Origin of the sequence: Sporosarcina sp. FSL K6-6792 (genome assembly GCF_038004885.1) — a bacterium.
Taxonomy (GTDB): Bacteria; Bacillota; Bacilli; order Bacillales_A; family Planococcaceae; genus Sporosarcina; species Sporosarcina psychrophila.
Window position 1 is genome coordinate 1,236,916 of record NZ_JBBOSA010000001.1, and the last position, 17,106, is coordinate 1,254,021.

General features: G+C 38.6%; 17 protein-coding genes and 3 pseudogenes. 1 reads left to right on the forward strand and 19 read right to left on the reverse strand.

Annotated features, from left to right (window positions below; translation table 11 throughout):
* The first annotated feature begins 190 nt into the window (after window positions 1–190).
* Window positions 191–1,157 (forward strand): annotated as a pseudogene (uvsE, locus tag MKZ26_RS05925) (UV DNA damage repair endonuclease UvsE).
* Between the two features lie 651 nt (window positions 1,158–1,808).
* Here uvsE and MKZ26_RS05930 read toward each other — a convergent pair.
* From MKZ26_RS05930 to MKZ26_RS06020, 19 genes and pseudogenes are all read right to left on the reverse strand, one after another.
* Window positions 1,809–2,348, reverse strand: coding sequence for a PadR family transcriptional regulator (locus MKZ26_RS05930; RefSeq protein ID WP_187047418.1), 540 nt, complete (start codon window positions 2,346–2,348; stop codon window positions 1,809–1,811).
* 42 nt (window positions 2,349–2,390) lie between these two features.
* Window positions 2,391–3,575, reverse strand: a complete 1,185-nt coding sequence (locus MKZ26_RS05935; protein WP_340765066.1) for a YhgE/Pip domain-containing protein — start codon at window positions 3,573–3,575, stop codon at window positions 2,391–2,393.
* Window positions 3,576–4,137: 562 nt separating this feature from the next.
* Window positions 4,138–4,491, reverse strand: coding sequence for a hypothetical protein (locus MKZ26_RS05940; protein WP_340765068.1), 354 nt, complete (start codon window positions 4,489–4,491; stop codon window positions 4,138–4,140).
* 118 nt (window positions 4,492–4,609) lie between these two features.
* Entirely contained in the window at window positions 4,610–5,392 is a 783-nt protein-coding gene (locus MKZ26_RS05945; RefSeq protein WP_340765070.1) for an ABC transporter ATP-binding protein, read from the reverse strand.
* Entirely contained in the window at window positions 5,389–6,423 is a 1,035-nt protein-coding gene (locus tag MKZ26_RS05950; RefSeq protein WP_340765072.1) for a FecCD family ABC transporter permease, read from the reverse strand. Before MKZ26_RS05950 ends, MKZ26_RS05945 begins: the two co-directional genes overlap by 4 nt.
* Window positions 6,420–7,445 carry a FecCD family ABC transporter permease gene (locus MKZ26_RS05955; RefSeq protein ID WP_340765074.1) on the reverse strand — a complete coding sequence of 342 codons (1,026 nt, stop codon included), beginning with the start codon at window positions 7,443–7,445 and terminating at the stop codon, window positions 6,420–6,422. Before MKZ26_RS05955 ends, MKZ26_RS05950 begins: the two co-directional genes overlap by 4 nt.
* Window positions 7,429–8,379, reverse strand: a complete 951-nt coding sequence (locus MKZ26_RS05960; protein WP_340765077.1) for an ABC transporter substrate-binding protein — start codon at window positions 8,377–8,379, stop codon at window positions 7,429–7,431. The genes MKZ26_RS05955 and MKZ26_RS05960 overlap by 17 nt, the downstream gene beginning before the upstream one ends.
* Before the next feature lie 116 nt (window positions 8,380–8,495).
* Window positions 8,496–8,765 (reverse strand): 30S ribosomal protein S14, encoded by a 270-nt coding sequence (gene rpsN / locus MKZ26_RS05965; protein ID WP_340765080.1) that lies wholly within the window; start codon window positions 8,763–8,765, stop codon window positions 8,496–8,498.
* Window positions 8,766–8,820: 55 nt separating this feature from the next.
* Complete coding sequence (gene rpmG, locus MKZ26_RS05970) at window positions 8,821–8,970, reverse strand: 50S ribosomal protein L33 (RefSeq protein ID WP_187047410.1); 150 nt, start codon at window positions 8,968–8,970, stop codon at window positions 8,821–8,823.
* Between the two features lie 62 nt (window positions 8,971–9,032).
* Window positions 9,033–9,638 (reverse strand): annotated as a pseudogene (locus MKZ26_RS05975) (CobW family GTP-binding protein); the annotation flags it as partial.
* 6 nt (window positions 9,639–9,644) lie between these two features.
* On the reverse strand, window positions 9,645–10,241 hold the full coding sequence (locus MKZ26_RS05980) for an ABC transporter ATP-binding protein (protein WP_340765085.1): 597 nt from the start codon (window positions 10,239–10,241) through the stop codon (window positions 9,645–9,647).
* Window positions 10,241–11,086 carry an ABC transporter ATP-binding protein gene (locus MKZ26_RS05985; RefSeq protein WP_340765088.1) on the reverse strand — a complete coding sequence of 282 codons (846 nt, stop codon included), beginning with the start codon at window positions 11,084–11,086 and terminating at the stop codon, window positions 10,241–10,243. Before MKZ26_RS05985 ends, MKZ26_RS05980 begins: the two co-directional genes overlap by 1 nt.
* 10 nt (window positions 11,087–11,096) lie before the next feature.
* Complete coding sequence (locus MKZ26_RS05990) at window positions 11,097–11,975, reverse strand: ABC transporter permease (RefSeq protein WP_340765090.1); 879 nt, start codon at window positions 11,973–11,975, stop codon at window positions 11,097–11,099.
* Window positions 11,965–13,002: an ABC transporter permease gene (locus MKZ26_RS05995; RefSeq protein WP_340765092.1), complete on the reverse strand. Its 1,038-nt coding sequence runs from the start codon at window positions 13,000–13,002 to the stop codon at window positions 11,965–11,967. The genes MKZ26_RS05990 and MKZ26_RS05995 overlap by 11 nt, the downstream gene beginning before the upstream one ends.
* Window positions 13,002–14,612 carry an ABC transporter substrate-binding protein gene (locus MKZ26_RS06000; RefSeq protein ID WP_340765094.1) on the reverse strand — a complete coding sequence of 537 codons (1,611 nt, stop codon included), beginning with the start codon at window positions 14,610–14,612 and terminating at the stop codon, window positions 13,002–13,004. The genes MKZ26_RS05995 and MKZ26_RS06000 overlap by 1 nt, the downstream gene beginning before the upstream one ends.
* Before the next feature lie 629 nt (window positions 14,613–15,241).
* Complete coding sequence (gene rpsN, locus MKZ26_RS06005) at window positions 15,242–15,511, reverse strand: 30S ribosomal protein S14 (protein WP_338652844.1); 270 nt, start codon at window positions 15,509–15,511, stop codon at window positions 15,242–15,244.
* A gap of 55 nt (window positions 15,512–15,566) precedes the next feature.
* Complete coding sequence (rpmG, locus tag MKZ26_RS06010) at window positions 15,567–15,716, reverse strand: 50S ribosomal protein L33 (protein ID WP_187047410.1); 150 nt, start codon at window positions 15,714–15,716, stop codon at window positions 15,567–15,569.
* Window positions 15,717–15,861: 145 nt separating this feature from the next.
* Window positions 15,862–15,981, reverse strand: a pseudogene (locus MKZ26_RS06015) (GTP-binding protein); the annotation flags it as partial.
* Window positions 15,982–15,999: 18 nt separating this feature from the next.
* Window positions 16,000–17,043: a metal ABC transporter solute-binding protein, Zn/Mn family gene (locus MKZ26_RS06020; RefSeq protein ID WP_445683455.1), complete on the reverse strand. Its 1,044-nt coding sequence runs from the start codon at window positions 17,041–17,043 to the stop codon at window positions 16,000–16,002.
* Between the last annotated feature and the right edge of the window lie 63 nt (window positions 17,044–17,106).

Below are 17,106 nucleotides of genomic sequence, written 5' to 3' on the forward strand. Positions count from 1 at the left end.
TTGCCGCAGGACGCGGCGAACTTAGATTGCCTTTCTTTCTTTGGTCAGCGGATATTTTGACACCCGCTTAACAGGTAAAAAAATTGCATTCATCTCCCACCTATGAAGGTGAGAGTCTTCTGTAGCTGACGCTTCGCTTTCAGTACAAAAACATTTGCTGAATAATGATAATACCGATGAGGTGGAATAGATGACGATTGTACGTCTTGGTTATGTCGCAATGAGTATGGAACTTGATAATGCATCCCCTTCGCAAACAATGACTTTTACCCAATTCAAAAAAATTGATGATCGGGAAGCTGCCATCCGTAAATTAGAACGTATTGCACTTTCGAATTTACATAATACACTAAGACTGTTAAAACATAATGTAGCGTCTGATATTCATTTTTATCGGCTAACCTCTCGCCTTATTCCTTTAGCAAACCATGAGGAGCTTCTTAAATGGAATTATATAAAGCCATTAATAGAACCGCTTCGTGAGATTGGAGATTTCGCAAAAAAACATAAATATTAGAGTTGATTTTCATCCAGATCACTTTGTTCTGATTAATTCTAAAGAGAAGCATATCTTAAAAAATTCAATTAGTACCTTAAAGCTACATTACTTATTACTAAAGGCGATGGGGATTGACCCGACTCATCGCTGTGTCATGCATTTTGGTGGTAATTATAAAGAAACCGAACTCTCACTTGAACGTTTTGTTGATAATTGGATGGACGTTCCGAAAAGGATTCAAAATATGATTATGCTTGAAAATGATGATACTTCTTTTACGTTCGAAGATACACTTTACTTATGTGAAAAACTAGATATACCTCTTGTTTTCGATCATCATCATCATCTGGCCCATCACCTAGGTGCAAATTGGGAAACCAACTGGAATAGAGTTATTCAGACATGGAGACATTCTCCGCTCTCAATAAAAATACATATATCAAGTCCAAAGAGTGATAAAGCTTTTCGCCATCATTCAGATTATGTAGACATCGATATGTTTTTTAGATTCCTTCATGTAATAAAGGGTAGTATTCCACGAATTGACTGCATGATTGAGGCAAAGAAAAAAGATGAGGCGCTTTTCAAATTAATGGATGAAGTAAAAGCAAGGAAAGACGTTGAAATTATTGATGGCTCTTCATTCTCTTTAAAGTAAATGAAAAAGAGGTTACTTCCACAATTAGTTGAATTGTTTGTACATTGTTTTATAATGAAGTGGAAAAGAGCGCAATCTGTAATTATCAAAAAAGCATATTGGTAATAAATTAAGAGGACATTGAAGCCATTTGTATCGCTGATTTCGCAATAAAAAAGAGAAAGAGTTACGGTACCATCATGGTGAACCTAGCCGATGGTCGGGTCATTAATCCCGTAGAATCAAGAGAGATAGAAGATGCAGTTATCTAGCTTTCTTTTTTGCTAATATAAATTATGTCTCAAGATATGGCTCTCTTACCACTGAGATTTGGAAAGCCCCTCCTGAAGCCCACCATATCAGTAATCGATTTCAACTAGTGATAAATTTGACGGACGCAAACACTCATTTGAATAAAATGTATCTCTATTCTACAGGACAGACAAACAATTACTTGAATGAAAATAAAAATGAACCGTTATTTCCTTATTCAAGGACGTAACGGTTCATTTAATAAAGTAATTTTCTTTACCCAAAAGACTTCTTTAGTTTGATAAAAACCATACAGTAAGCAATAATCATAAAAGCTGATACCAACATAACTCATAGGGAATAAACCCTTTAATTACACGGAAGTACAAGCTTCCAATAGCGTTAGATTCATTCATCCAATTATATTTTTCTTTGTTTTATTAGGTCTATCAACACTTCAAGCCAGCTCGCTGTATGCTCGGCCTTGCTGGGGAAATAATCGCCCATAAATTCCATGAGCTTTTCTTTTTCTTTTCCAACATCTACGTGCTCATTTAAACTTTTCAAATACTCCCAGCGGTCTTTATGATCGGCTAACTTCCTTTCAAGAATGGCAATCACTTTGTCGCGATCAACGTACTCGATACTGGCTAAGCCCACAAGCATTTCACTGATTTTGTCGGCTTTTTCGAATAACTTGTATATTTTTTTCGGCAGTTCTTCACGGCCTTTTGCAGTAATGGAAAATACTTGCTTGTCAGGCCGATGATCTTCTTTGATGATTTCCACTGCCTCGATAAGTCTTTGTTTTGCTAAAGTATTAAAATTATAATACAACTTACTTTCTGTCAATCCGGCAAGTTTATCAAATGGAATCGGATCCGACAGCTGTCTTTTTAATTTATATGGATAATTATTGCCTTCGATTAATTTACTCAAAATGTATATTTGGATTGTCATGATCAATCTCCTTCGGCAAGTGACTCCCTCATTGTAACAAAATCATGCAGTGATTTCAGCCGTCTTAATACTTACAGACTCTGTTTCAGGTTCCGATACAGGCTGCGGCTTGTGAAGGAAAGCCACAATTAATATATTAATTAACATGGCCCCGGCTCCCACAGCCACCATCATCCACTGGTTAGGCGCTGCACTGACGCTGCCATATAATGTCGCGAAGTACGCTTGGACAGAATAGTACATCGGCGAAATATAGCTCATCCATTCATATGGCAAGTACATCATTTCCCGAGGGATTGTCGCACCGTTGGCAAGTGTTTGGACCAATAGTATTGGCAAGTTGAGAACCATTCCGCCTTCACCCATCAAGAAAATTAAAATCGCCGTGAAATTGAAGCATACCATATAGTTCAAAATTTGCTGTGCAGTCAGGCTCACAAATATGTCAGCTCCATGGCTGCTGACTAAATATGCTATACCCAAAGCTACAAGGGATGATACAACCGCGATTAACAATGCTGTTAATTGAACATATAAGAATAGCCGCGTCTTGCTTGCTTTTCCGCGACTGGCTCTAAATGCTCCGACTAATTGCATAGCGCCAATCATTGCACCCGTGTATCCGGCCATTGTTAAGAACATTGGTAGCATAGTATTATTCATGCCCGCTGGAATCTCATTGATCGTGACCAAATTTCCAGCATATGCGGTTTCGATCATTTCCGCCATTTCAGTTGCTTGCTCTTCGGGTATATTCAAATTCATCAATACACCTTGTGCTGTTTGTGTGGAAAACTGTGTGCTTAATTGATTATTGATTTCATTAACGATGGAAGTCATTGTCGAAGAAACAACTGTCGCACTTGCTCCATTGGTTGTAAAGTCAATGCTTGATGCTGTTTCCCCATTTTGCATGTCTTCAGAAAACGTTACAGGAATATGGATGATTAACGCCAATTCATTTTTTTCTAATTGTGCTAACGCTTGCTTGTTTGTCAAATCCGTTTCAATTTCTTCAAATGGCAATTTCTCTGCGAGTTGTTCTGCAATCTTTATCCCATATTCGCCTGCATCGTCATTCACCATAGCGATTGGCATTTGATCAATATTATTCGGAATGGCTGAATACCCGGGGATAAATATTCCTAGCATGGCGATTGCGTAAAAAATCCCCATAAAAATAGCGGCAATAGCCCCTTTTGTTTTTAAGAAATGTATAAATTTCATGTATTTCTTCCTTCTTTCCAATAAAATATGTTTTACAGTTTCAACAAAGTACTTTAATTAGAGTACTTCCGTATCTTACTCTTCCCTTTTTTAAAAGTCAATTGAATCGATTTCATATTACGTACTCTTAAAAAATCATAAAGAAACAGAGTCCAAATGATTTCTTAAAAAAACGAATGAAAATTCCGATTACGCTGTTGTGAATAGTTGAAGCTGGATGAGTTGATTAACTGCAAGTTACTAGTGTTGCACTCAATATGAACCCCGTCGAAATGAACTTTGGCTTTCTCTCCTGTATAATGTTAGATCTGATTTGGTAGAAAATAACCTTTGAGATTGGTGTTTACACGTTCAACGTAATTTCGTTCCTTATAAGAATTCATTCCATCTCATTAATCCTCTTACAGGCGCTGTTTATCGTCTGAGTTCATAATCTGTCTACTTTCTAAATCGACTTAAAAAAAGGATGGACACCAATATTTACAATTTTTTAGTAATCCTCTAGAGCCACATCCAATGAAGATAATCATGTTAATTGCTCTTTACGCTACAATCAATTTTATTAATTGATAAACAGAAATAGCTTTTTACTCCGTCCCTCTTCAACTGTTTGCAGTAAGTGATCAGTATAATCAACCCATTTCATCTTTCCACACCTTGTTTCTATTTTCCTAGTTAATTCTACTTCAATAGCAGTCATCAGATGTACCACTTCTGTTATGGGCAAATTAAAATGGCGGCCCGCGAGTTCATACGGAGAATTCTCCACTAGAAGACTAAGAAAATGATCAGCCGTTTCAGCACTTTCAGCCAAAGAATCCTCTAACTCAATGACAAACTGATACAGGCTCCTTTGTTCTTCCGTAAGCTTTTTAACCTCGCTTCTTAATAAATATTCCATTAATCGATCATTCATTTTCCTCACCTCACGTATTTGTAACTTAAAAACCCAACCATTCTTTAATTAAAGAATGGTTGGATAGACTTTACCAACTTGCATTTTTAACGCCTAGTAGGTGACATTTTACACAGAATCAGTGGAATGGAAGAATAAATGATTTATTTGACTGTGCATCTTCTATTAAGCTGACTTTCACATTGTAAACATCTTTAATCGTTTCAGCGTTCAATACCTTTTTCGGTTTTCCACCAACATATAGCGAGCCGTTTTTCATCAATAAAATTTCGTCCGCATATTGAAGTGCTTGGTTTAAGTCATGTAATACCAATAAAATTGTTTTTTGTTCTTTTTGATTAATCTCTTTTATCAATTCAAGCATTGCTAATTGGTGTTGGATATCTAAAAACGTTGTCGGCTCATCCAACAATATAATCGGTGTATCCTGAGCAAGCGCTAAAGCAAGCCATGCCCGCTGTCTTTCTCCACCAGACAAGTTGTCCAATAATTTATTCTTCAAATGATTAACTGAAGTCATCTCCATAGCTTTTCCGATGGCAATATGATCTTGTTTTCTGAGCATGCCAATTGCACCCATATGGGGATATCTACCCTGCTCGACCAGTTCTTCCACCGTTATCCGAATCGATGCATCGTAAACTTGCGGGAGCAACGCCATTTTTTTTGCCAGGTTTTTAGCAGAAAGGCTTGAAATTAGTGTATCTCCAAGCAAAACTTTACCTGTTTGAGGCGTTACAATATTTGAAATAGCTTTTAATAGCGTTGATTTCCCACAGCCATTCGGGCCTAAAAGAACAGTGATTTTCCCTTCTTTAATCGTTGCAGAAAATGCTGTCACTACGTCCTTTGAGCCAAAAGAAATCCCGATATCCTGCAATTGTATATTTTGTTGACTCAACTGACTTTACCACCTTTCATGTTTTTAGTAATTAAGTACATAAAGAAGGGTCCGCCAATTAAAGCTGTTACAGCACCCGTCGGCAATTGGATAGTAAACGGTACCCAAGCATCCGGCAGTAATGGAACTGCAACTTGAGCAATTATATCTGCAGCCAATAAAAGTAAAGAGGAAGTCAAGAAACTTATAGGCAGGAATAGTCGGGCATCTTCTCCAGCTAGGTGTCTGGCGATGTGCGGTCCAATGAGTCCTACAAACGCAATTGCTCCAACTGTTGAAACGGCACCTGCAGTTAGTAATCCCGCAACAAGCAGTATGTATTTTTTTGATGATTGTAAATTAATGCCCAATGTTCGAGCTTTCTCGTCACCTAGACGCAAGCCGTTCACTATACCTGCAAAAGAAAGTGCTATCGGTATCAAAATCAGTGCAAAAGGTACCACCATATAAAATTGTGACCATGTACGTCCGTTTAGCGATCCAATCATCCATAGTAAAATACTCCCCATAGCTTGTTGTTGCTGCAATAGAATGAGAGAAATAAAAGCTTGTATAATAACTGAAAAAAGTATACCAATCAAAGCCAATTTCTGCATCCCGATATGAGGAAACTTCGAGATCCGATAAAGCAACGCAACAGAAAGCGTTGCTCCGATAGCTGCCACTACAGGAAGGCTATAACTCATAAGAATTGAAAATGGCGAGTAGATAATCCAAAGAACAGCAAACAGTGTACTCAAAGCTGTCACACCAATAACACCGGGTTCAGCTAATGGATTTGAAATGACACTTTGCAATAAAGCACCTGCTAACCCAAGCATCCCCCCACAAAGAACAGCAATTATCGCTCTTGGTAAACGCAGGTTTAGAAGAATATTCCGGACTGTAGAATTATGATTAGGATTCATGAGCTCTTTAACAACTGTTTGAATTTCCACACTCAAACCACCTAAAATCAAATGAAGAGAAAAGAACAGCAAAAGTAAGATACATAGAATAGACCATAATCTTTTAAAAGTATATATATTCATAAGCCGGTTCTCCTTTTTATAAACATAAACAAGAGCCAGCTCCCACCAATTATGGAAGTGAGAAATCCTACAGGAATTTCAACCGGATAAAAATAAATTCGTGTAATTAAATCCATTCCTGTCAAAAATGTTCCGCCCGCAAGAATACTTAATGGCATAACAACATAGCTGTTTGTACTTTGAACACCCCGACGTATTAGATGAGGGATAATAAGCGAAACAAAACCAATTGGACCACAATAAGCGACAACAGCAGCAGTTAAGGTAGCGCTTATTCCAAATACCAAAAGTCTGATGCGATCTACGGAGACTCCCCGCGCCTTTGCCGCTTCATCTCCCAAACGGAAAACATTTAAAGCTTTTCCGGCAAGTAATGCCAAAGGAACGCCGATGATAAACCAAGGTAAAAGGGCCAAAACATGCTCTTGCGTTCGGTTCGCTAAACTGCCGGTGAGATAGAAAAACAACAATCCGATGTCATTTGGACTTCCAATGCTTATCACCACAATCACCAGTGCATTTATTGTTGCGGTCATAGCAGCGCCGACCAGTAAGATAGAAGATCGTCGCAATTTACTGGAGGCTACTGTGACCACAATAAGTCCGCTAAACATAGCGCCAGTCAGTGCTGCTAACGGATAAAGTGAAAAAGATAATGGCAGGCTAAATATAGTAACACATGCCATTACCATCGCAGCACCCGCTGACACTCCTGTCAATTCCGGTCCTGCTAAGTCATTTTGAAGGACGTCTTGAAGCATTGTACCAGCAAGTGCTAAAAGAGCCCCTGCAATCCATCCCACAACCCATCTTGGAAATCGTATCTCAAAAACAACAATTTCCTCTAACTTCGTGGCCTGCCCATCCAACACTTGTAACAAGGAGGCAAATGAGAGTCGAGGCTCGCCCAACATTAAACTTAAAATGAGTAGAACAAACGATAGAATCATACATAAAAGTGCGAGGGATAAACTAATAGATAGTATTTTTTGCCCACTTCTCGGCCTATTTACCGTTTTCAATAATCCCAGTCACTTCATCTAAAACAATTGATAATGAACCTATCCCTCTACCATTTGCCCAGATATTGGTCCTAACTTCATAGACCTCATCATTTCGAACAGCTTTTAATTCTTTCCAAATTGGACTTTCAGAGAGTTGATCGGACAATGTCGGTCCTTTCTTATCAAAGGAAAATGTTTCGACAAAGATGATATCTGGATTTTGCTTAAGGACTTCCTCTAAAGAGAATTGAGCTCCCCCACTAGTATGACTTTCAGCATCTCCACCAGTAGACCATGGATAGCTGACGCCTTCGGCTAATAAAGAGCCGACAACACTTTCTTTTGTATCAATACCAAAATTCACATCAGATCCGTACATCACTAATGTGGTAATATCCATAGATGCTTGTTCTTTAAATAATTCAATTTTTTCCTCAAAGTTCTTAATTGCAGCCTCGGCCAAGTCCTGCCTTCCTGTTATGCTTCCCATTACACGTACGAATTCAATAGAATCTTTGTATGACAATGGATTAACTATATAAAGCGGTATATCTCCTAAACTTTCACGCAAGCTATCATGAACGCCACCTAAACCAATAACCAGTTGCGGATTCGTTTGATAAATATCTTCAATGTTTGGCTCAAAAAAAGTTCCGCCTATCAATGGGATAGCGGCACCCGCTTCTCCAAAAAATTCTGATTCCTGCGTGATTCCATCAGCTGATACAGCACTGGGATCGATTTTTAAAAGATGCAGGGTATCCACACAGATTTCTGTTAAACAAATAATTTCAGAGGGTATCTTGTCTAATACAATCTCTGTACTCGTGCTATCTAGTAGCTTCTTCTCTTCCTTTGACTCAGCAGACGATTCCTCCGTTTTATTACTACAAGCTCCTAAAACAAGTAACATGAGTAACAAACTGCTAAGTAGTTGATGTTTTATTGGCAAGACACTTAAATCTCCCTTCCGTTTCCTGAGTTAAACTGATACAAGCTCATTTATCCCCCGCACCTCACATTGGAATAATTCAACCATTCTATAGTAACCGAATGGTTGAATATCTTTTACCAACTGGCTTTTTTAACACCTGGTAGTTGCCCTTTATGCGCAAGTTCCCGAAAAGCAATCCGTGACATGTTAAATTTCCGCATATATCCTCTTGGTCTCCCCGTCAGTTCGCATCGATTTTTCAATCGTGTTGGGGAAGAATCCTTAGGTAGCTTATTTAACGATTCATAGTCACCTTTCTCTTTCAATTCTTTACGAAGTACCGCATAGTAAGCAACCAACTTCCGTTGCCTCTTGTCTTTCGCTACCTTAGATTTCTTCGCCATTCTATTTCCACTCCCCAATTAGTAATCATTACGATTTAAAACTTTGCAAATTTTTTTACTTTGTTTCTCTATGAATCGTGACTTTTCTCAAGCGCGGGCTGTATTTCTTTAATTCAATCCGTTCGGGATTAGTGCGTTTGTTTTTTGTAGTTGTGTAATTGCGGTCTCCTGATTCTGTACAAGCTAATGTGATATTTACCCTCATACTAGTTCCTCCTATAGGTCAAATTTCGATCTGAAAATTAGGCAATGGATCCACAAAAATTGTCCAATCATTACAAATTCAGTCATTTTTTCACCGAATTCTTCATCCCAAACGCCGGCTCCTTCTATACCTAGGGATGAACCCGCTTGAGATAGTAAAACTGCGACATCATCGCGTGTAGCCAGCCATAGAAATCTTTTTGCCCGGACGATTTCAACCGGCCATTCTAAAATCCAATTCATCAAACGCTCCGGATGAAACGGATTTTGACTCCGGTAGATAAACGACGCAATCCCATACTCTTCTGTCTCAGGAACATGTTCTTCATTCAGCTCTTTTATCCACCCGACACTTTGACTGGAGATCCCAAAATCAAACAATCCAGTGTCGAGCACTTCACTTAAATCAAGTTGGGATTGGTCCGTTTCGATGATCTTCGCATCCGGGTATAACGCGTGTAGAACACCTTTCAATTCTTCCGCCTTTTCCGGGGAAATTAAATCCGTTTTATTCAACAACAACACATTGGCAAATTTAATCTGGTCGATGAGCAAATCTGCAATTTCTCGTTCATCAACTTCCGTTGAGGCCTCTCTCCGATCAAGCAAAGTCTCACCTGAAGTAAAATCTCGCCAAAAACTATTGGCATCCACGACAGTAACCATTGTATATGATCAGTTTAAATTGATTATTCTAGTACAAATCACTCTAGCCAAATTCTCGTTATGGGTTATTACCAAAATACCAATGTTATTTTTCTTTGCATAGTCAAGGACAATATGCCATATTTGAGATTGTGTAATCACATCTAACATTGTGCTAATTTCATCCGCAATTATAAATCGTGTTTGCAGTTTCAGTGCTCTCATCACACATATTCTCTGAAGTTCCCCGCCTGAAAGTTCATTAGGCCAACGATTCAGAAATTTTTTCTCGATGCCCATTTCTTTTCTGAGTTCATCGTCATATTCACCTATTTCTGCTAAGGTTTTGCCTAATTTCCATTTTGGATTCACCGCCAATTCAGGATGTTGATAAATCAGTTGAACTGGAGAATAACCTCCTTTTTGAATAGGTCTTTCATCCAGCAATACCTCCCCTTTGTACTTTTCTATTTGTCCGGCTAATATTTTTCCAAGCGTACTCTTACCACGACCGCTGGTTCCGACTAAGCCCACTACTTCACCCGCATTAACCTCAATTGAAATGTCTTCCAATACCCATTCTTTGTTGCTGTTGTACTTATAATGAATATGTTTTGCAGTTAGCATTATACTCCACCACCTAATATTTCTTGTATTGCATCAAGATCAGCTCCATAATCCTTACCTGGAATTGAATGAAATCCATTTTGTGGTAAAGCGTTCCATAAAGCCTTGCTGTAGGGATGTTTCACATTATCTGGAGAAATTTCAAATAATTTAGCGTCGACCACCTCGACAGTAACTCCCTTGTTAAATACTGCAATCTTGTCCGCTATAATAAATGCAAGATCGATGTCATGAGTAATCATCAAAATACTTTTTCCACTGCTAGCCAGTTCCTTCAACGTTCTCAACGTTTCATCAACCATTGTCTTATGCAGACCAGGAGTAGGTTCATCTGCGATAATCAAATCTGCCCCCGATGTTAATGCCGTACCAATGAGCACTCTTCTTGCCATGCCTCCTGACAATTGGGATGGATATTTTTTTTTCACATTGTCTTCCAAATTAAAACGATTCATAATGTTTTTGACTGTGCTTTTTACGCTTTTTAATGGACTGTCTATCTGTTTGCCTGTTTTCATAAGTGGATCTAGATATCCCACTGACTGGGGGATAAGCGAGATTCCCTTGCCCCGCAACTGTTCTTTTTTCTTCTGGGTGAGTTCTTCACCTTTATATTCAATGCTTCCACTTATATGTGCATTGGAGGGCAGTATTCCTAGAATCGCATGAGCGAGTAGACTTTTTCCTGAGCCGCTAGCACCGACGATAGCCATGATTTCACCTGGATATAAATCCAATGTGAAATTAGAAATAACTTGAGTCTCCTTCTGCTTTAAGCCTTTCTCGTATTGTTTAAAGCTTACGCCAAATCCCTTTACTTTCAGAAGTGGTATTCTTTGTTCCATGCTATATCTCCTATTCATGGGCTTTGTATGGATTATACAAAGCTTGTACATTTTCTCCTAATATATCAAACAATCTAACAATGATGAGCAATGATAAACCAGGCATAAGAGCAATCCACCATTGACCCGTGCTCAAGTAATTAAGCGATTCTGATAAGATTACCCCAATACCAGGCTCGTGAGGAGATAAGCCAAATCCAAGAAAGGTCAAAGATGCCTCGTGCAAAATGGTATGAGGGAACATCAAGATTAATCCCACCAAAAATTGTGGATAAACATGGGGAAGTATATGATGTAACACGATATATCCATTGCTTTTCCCAAGACTTCTGGAAGCAATTACATATTGGTTAGATTTAAGCTGTAATACTTCCGCGCGAATCACCCTTGCAAGATATGTCCAATGCGTCAGAATCATACCTATAATTATTCCTTGTGGTCCTTTACCAAAAATAAAAGAAATTAAAATCAAAAAAATAAGCATAGGCACGCCCATAATGACATCAATTAGCCAATTGATACAAGAATCAATCCTTTTTCCACCGATAGCGGCTGCTGTTCCCAATAGGAGCGCAATAATTCCACTACCTAACGTAGATAATGCTCCAATAATAATGCTGAGCGAGAGTCCTTTTAGGGTGCGTAGAAACATATCTCGACCGAACCAATCTGTGCCGTAAATATGATCAATCGATGGCTGAAAGTTCTTATCAACAAAATTAACTCGCAAATCCCCTTCTGTTACAAGGTTCCCAGTAATCAGAACGGATAGCAGTAGCAGTGTGCTGAAACAAATGTAAAATAAAGTTTTTTGGCGCATATTCATTTGTATAAAATTGAAAAAACCTTTTTTTGTCTGTCGAGTGTGTATATCGCTATTAATATACATTTTCTTGTCCCTCCCTGATTCGAGGATCGATCAAGGCATATAATAAATTCGCGATTAAATTCCCGGTAAAGACAAAAGCAGCCGCGAATATAGTGATACCTACCAGTAATGGTAAATCAGCTTTAATCCCAGCCTCTACGACAGCATTCCCGAGTCCCGGATAAGAAAATATCCCTTCTGCTAATGTCGATCCTCCGAACAACTCAGCAATTGAAGCAAACTGTAACGTAATAGCTGGTAGCATTATATTTTTTAATCCATGCCTTCTCAAAATCAATAACTTACTTTCTCCTCTTGCTTTGGCGAAGAGGACATAATCGCTGTCCAACACATCAATGAATTTCTGCCGTGTATGAAGTGCAATACTGGCTACCCCTGTCAAACTTAACGTAAGCGTTGGAAGTATTAAATGATATATCTTGTCTCCCCAGCTTGCATCTGAAATTGTTGAATGAATCGGCGCACTTAGTCCAATTGGAAGCCAGCCTAATTGAACTGAGAATACAGTCAAAAGAAGAATTCCAATCCAAAATATTGGTGCGGATGCCAAGGTCAAACAATATAGTTTGACAATTCTATCGATAAGTTTACCTTTGTTTAGGGCACCTATAATCCCTAGAGTGAATCCTAAAACCCCTGATATGGCCCAAGCACTTCCCATGAGTAAAAGTGAGGCCGAGAATTTCTCTAAAATAACGTCCTTCACAGGTTGATTGTATATCATACTAGCTCCCATATCACCACTCAGCATTCCTCTCATCCATTTCACATAACGTATAGTAAAGCCGTCGTTATGTCCCCAATACTCACGTAGATGTTCGATTTGCTCAGGCGGTAAAGATGCTTGTTCACCACCTATATATGCTTCTATTGGATCAATAGGAGCAAATTTCATTAAGATAAAGCAAATTACTGTAACGACAAACAACAGAAAAAATAAACGTAGAATCTTTTTCATAATAAGAAGTGAGATATTCTTTAACTGGGGCGATGTTATCATAGATCTAGGATTGATACTAATATTCATCAATTTTTAATCCAATCTTTTATATTCTCCACCGTAATCCAGTAAGCTCCTCTATGAGGGGCAGGTCTGAAGTCACCAATTTCTACACCGTCTTTGATGTAAAATGTATGATGAAAAGCAACTATAGGTACAAACGGACTATCTCCCAACGTATTTGCTCCGTGCTTTCCGTCCCACTGTGCTTTCTTCCAGAATTCAACTGCTTCATCCTGATCCGTTGTCTCAATAGCCTTTTTCAAGTACTCGTCCACAAACTCATTCTTATAGCTTGGTGAGTTGGTTGTCCCCTTTGCAATCCGTTCAGAACTAAAATTAGTATATATTTCAAACGGACTGTCCGCCCCTTTTCCAAATAGATAAGCATCTTTGTAAATTAACTTTTGTTGACTAATTTCATCCCAAACTTTAGCATCCAAATTCACTTTTATACCAATTTTCTCAGCGCTTTCTTGAATACCTAATACAACAGCCTCCCGCTCTACTTCCCCTGGTACATAAACTAGTGTAAATTCTGCTTTCAGACCATTCTTTTCAACAATTCCATCATTGTTCGTATCAATCCAACCCCCTTCTTGGAGGATCTTCTTTGCTTTTTTCACATCTCCATCCTTAATCTCATTTTCTACCGCATCCCAAGGCATCCCCGGATTGTGAGAATAGACCGGGCGCCCTCCACCATTCAAAACATTTTCACTTATCCCTTTGCGATCTATTCCATAAGACAGTGCTTTTCGTATTGCCTTGTCAGACGTTACGTCATTACCAATAGGTGTTCCTTCCAATTCATATGTGCCACTTTTCACTGACGGTAAACTCAAAGAAACAATATCCATTGTTTCAAGGTTTCTCTGAGTATATCCTGGTATCTCTTTCCCAATATAATCCATACTAACTCGAGCAATGTCTATTTCTCCACGTTTTGCACCTGCAAAACTTGCGTCTAGATCAAGGTATAGAAAGGTTACTTTTTTAACATTTGGTTTTTTTCCGTAATACAATGGATTTGCCTCAATTATAAGTTTCTGCCCTTTTTGCCACTCCACAAACTTGTAGGGACCGGAACCTATTGGATTTTGAGCATAATCCGCACCGTAAGCATGCTCTGGGATAATTGCAATTCGACTCAATGTATATTCAAAAGTTGAATCCGGATGATTCAGTAGAAATTTCACTGTATAATCGTCTTCAGCGATTACTTCTTTAACATTAGAAAGATCAATATATGAGGTATTCTCTCTCACTTTTTCAAAGGTGAAAGCCACATCGCTTGCCGTAAAGTTTTCTCCGTCAGAATAAAGTACATCTTCTCTTAACTTAACTGTTAGCTCTTTTCCGTCCTTACTTACAATTCTTTCTGTTGCAAGATCATTAATTATATTTGACTCTTTATCAAAGACCACTAGCTTACTTTGGAACAATGCCTCTCCCAAGCCAGGCCAATCAAATGCTGGATCAAACCCCTTTGCTGGTTCTCCCTTTATCGACACAACTAACTCCTCAAGGGAGCCACTCGATATTTGATTTTCTGGTTTAGTTTCTTCCTCTTTTGAACAGCCACTAAACACAGCAGCTACTGTTAAAAACATAGATAACCATATTCTCATCTTCATGCATATCCTCCTAGTATTTTTCATCAAAATATAAAACTATAAAAAACAGTATTCATTATTCTAATCAGAATCCTATGAAGAATACTTTCTCGTCACCTAGACGCAAGCCGTTCACTATACCAGCAAAAGATACTACCATATAAAATTGCAACCATGTACGTCCGTTCAGCGATTTAATCATCCATAGAAAAATGGTCCCCATAGCTTGTTTTTGTTACAATAGTATGAGTAAAATAAAGATTGTATATTAACTGAAAAAACTCACCAATCAAAGCCAATTTCTGCATCCTGATACGAGGGAACTTCGAGATCCAATAAATCAACTCAACAGAAAGCGTCGCCCCAATAGCTACCACAATAGTAAGGCTGTAACACATAAGAATTTAAAAAGCCGAGTAGGTAATCTAGAGGACGGCAAAAAGCGTACTCAAAGCTGTCGCACCAATAATGCCGGGTTCAGCTAATGGATTTAAAATGTCACTTTGCAATAAAGTACCTGCTAATTCCGAAAGCTTTTTAATCTCGCTTCCTAATAATGACTATTAATCGTTCATTTATTCCCCACACATTACATAATTCACATTGGAATAATTCAACCATTCTATAGTAACCGAATGGTTGAATATCTTTTACCAACTGGCTTTTTTAACACCTGGTAGTTGCCCTTTATGCGCAAGTTCCCGAAAAGCAATCCGTGACATGTTAAATTTCCGCATATATCCTCTTGGTCTCCCCGTCAGTTCGCATCGATTTTTCAATCGTGTTGGGGAAGAATCCTTAGGTAGCTTATTTAACGATTCATAGTCACCTTTCTCTTTCAATTCTTTACGAAGTACCGCATAGTGAGCAACCAACTTCCGTTGCCTCTTGTCTTTCGCTACCTTAGACTTCTTCGCCATTCTATTTCCACTCCCCAATTAGTAATCATTACGATTTAAAACTTTGCAAATTTTTTTACTTTGTTTCTCTATGAATCGTGACTTTTCTCAAGCGCGGGCTGTATTTCTTTAATTCAATCCGTTCGGGATTAGTGCGTTTGTTTTTTGTAGTTGTGTAATTGCGGTCTCCTGATTCTGTACAAGCTAATGTGATATTTACCCTCATACTAGTTCCTCCTATAAGTCAAATTTCGATCTGAAAATTAGGCAATGGATCCACAAAAATTGTCCAATCTTGCACTAATTCTTCTTCCGTAAGCAAGCATTTATCTAAGCCTTCCGTAATTTCCTGTTGATTCATCCGAATGCCAATCATTAACGATGACGGCGACTTTCAGCCCATGTCGGTTGTGTAAAATATGATTCAATTAGGTCGTCTTCCCCGAACCTAAGTGACCGCTTAACAACGTTACGGGTATCCTTTTTTTCATTCTCCCACCCCTTACGCTTTACTTATTACCCAATGCTTCCGCAAGTGTTGCAATGTTGTATTCCATCAAAGACAAATAGTCTGCTTTGTTTTCCACATCCTCACTTGTTAGAACACCAAGATTATGCAACATCAGTGAATTCGCTCCAATTTCCTTTCGAATGACATCAGTTAGTTTAGAGGAGACGTTTTGTTCGAATAAAACATATTTCACTTCATGTGCTTTCGCGTATTTAACAAGAGCAGCCAATTCCTTTTGTGAAGGTTCACTTTGCGAATTTAATCCGGCAACTGCTACTTGTTCAAGTCCATACGAATCGGCGATATAACCAAAAGCTGCGTGTGAAACGAAAAATGTTTTTGTAGTAGCATTGGAAGCCATGTCTTTAAATTTCAGATCGAGGGCGAGTAAATCCTCTTTTAACCCTTCAAAATTTTCATTAAACATATCCTTTTTTTCAGGAGATGCTTCGATGAGTGAGTCTTTAATTACCGTTGCGAGTTCTATACTTAATACAGGAGAAATCCAAACATGAGGGTCGAATTCGCTGTGCTCATGGTCGTCATGATCATGTGAATCGTTTTCTTCATGGTCCTGTTCGTGTGACTCATGCTCTTCTTCATCGTGCCCATCAGACTCATGCCCCTCCTCTCCGTGATCATGATCATGTCCTTCACCTAGCGACTCTTCTGGAATATTGTTAGCGACCGCTATCATTTTGACATGCTCGCCTTTCATTGTCTTTTCGGCATTCTCCACAAATCCTTCAAGACCAAGTCCGATATAAAAGAATAAATCTGAATCAGCGAGTGCCATCATATCCTTTTGTGTTGGGTCAAACGTATGCTCATCTGCCCCCGGCGGATAAATAGATTGTACATCGACCGCGTCGCCGCCAATCCGTTCTGTGAAATATTGAAGCGGATAGACAGTAGTATAAACGGATATGAGGTCTTCGTTACCTTCCGCTTCTACCTTCCCTTTCGTTTGCTCTTTGTTGCCGCATGCTGCGAGCAATAGTAGAGTAATAATTGAAAAAATAGATAAAAACTTTTTATTCACCACAAAAACTCCTCCTTTGTTCCCTTAAATCGTAATGATTACGTTTTAAGTATTTATTTATCA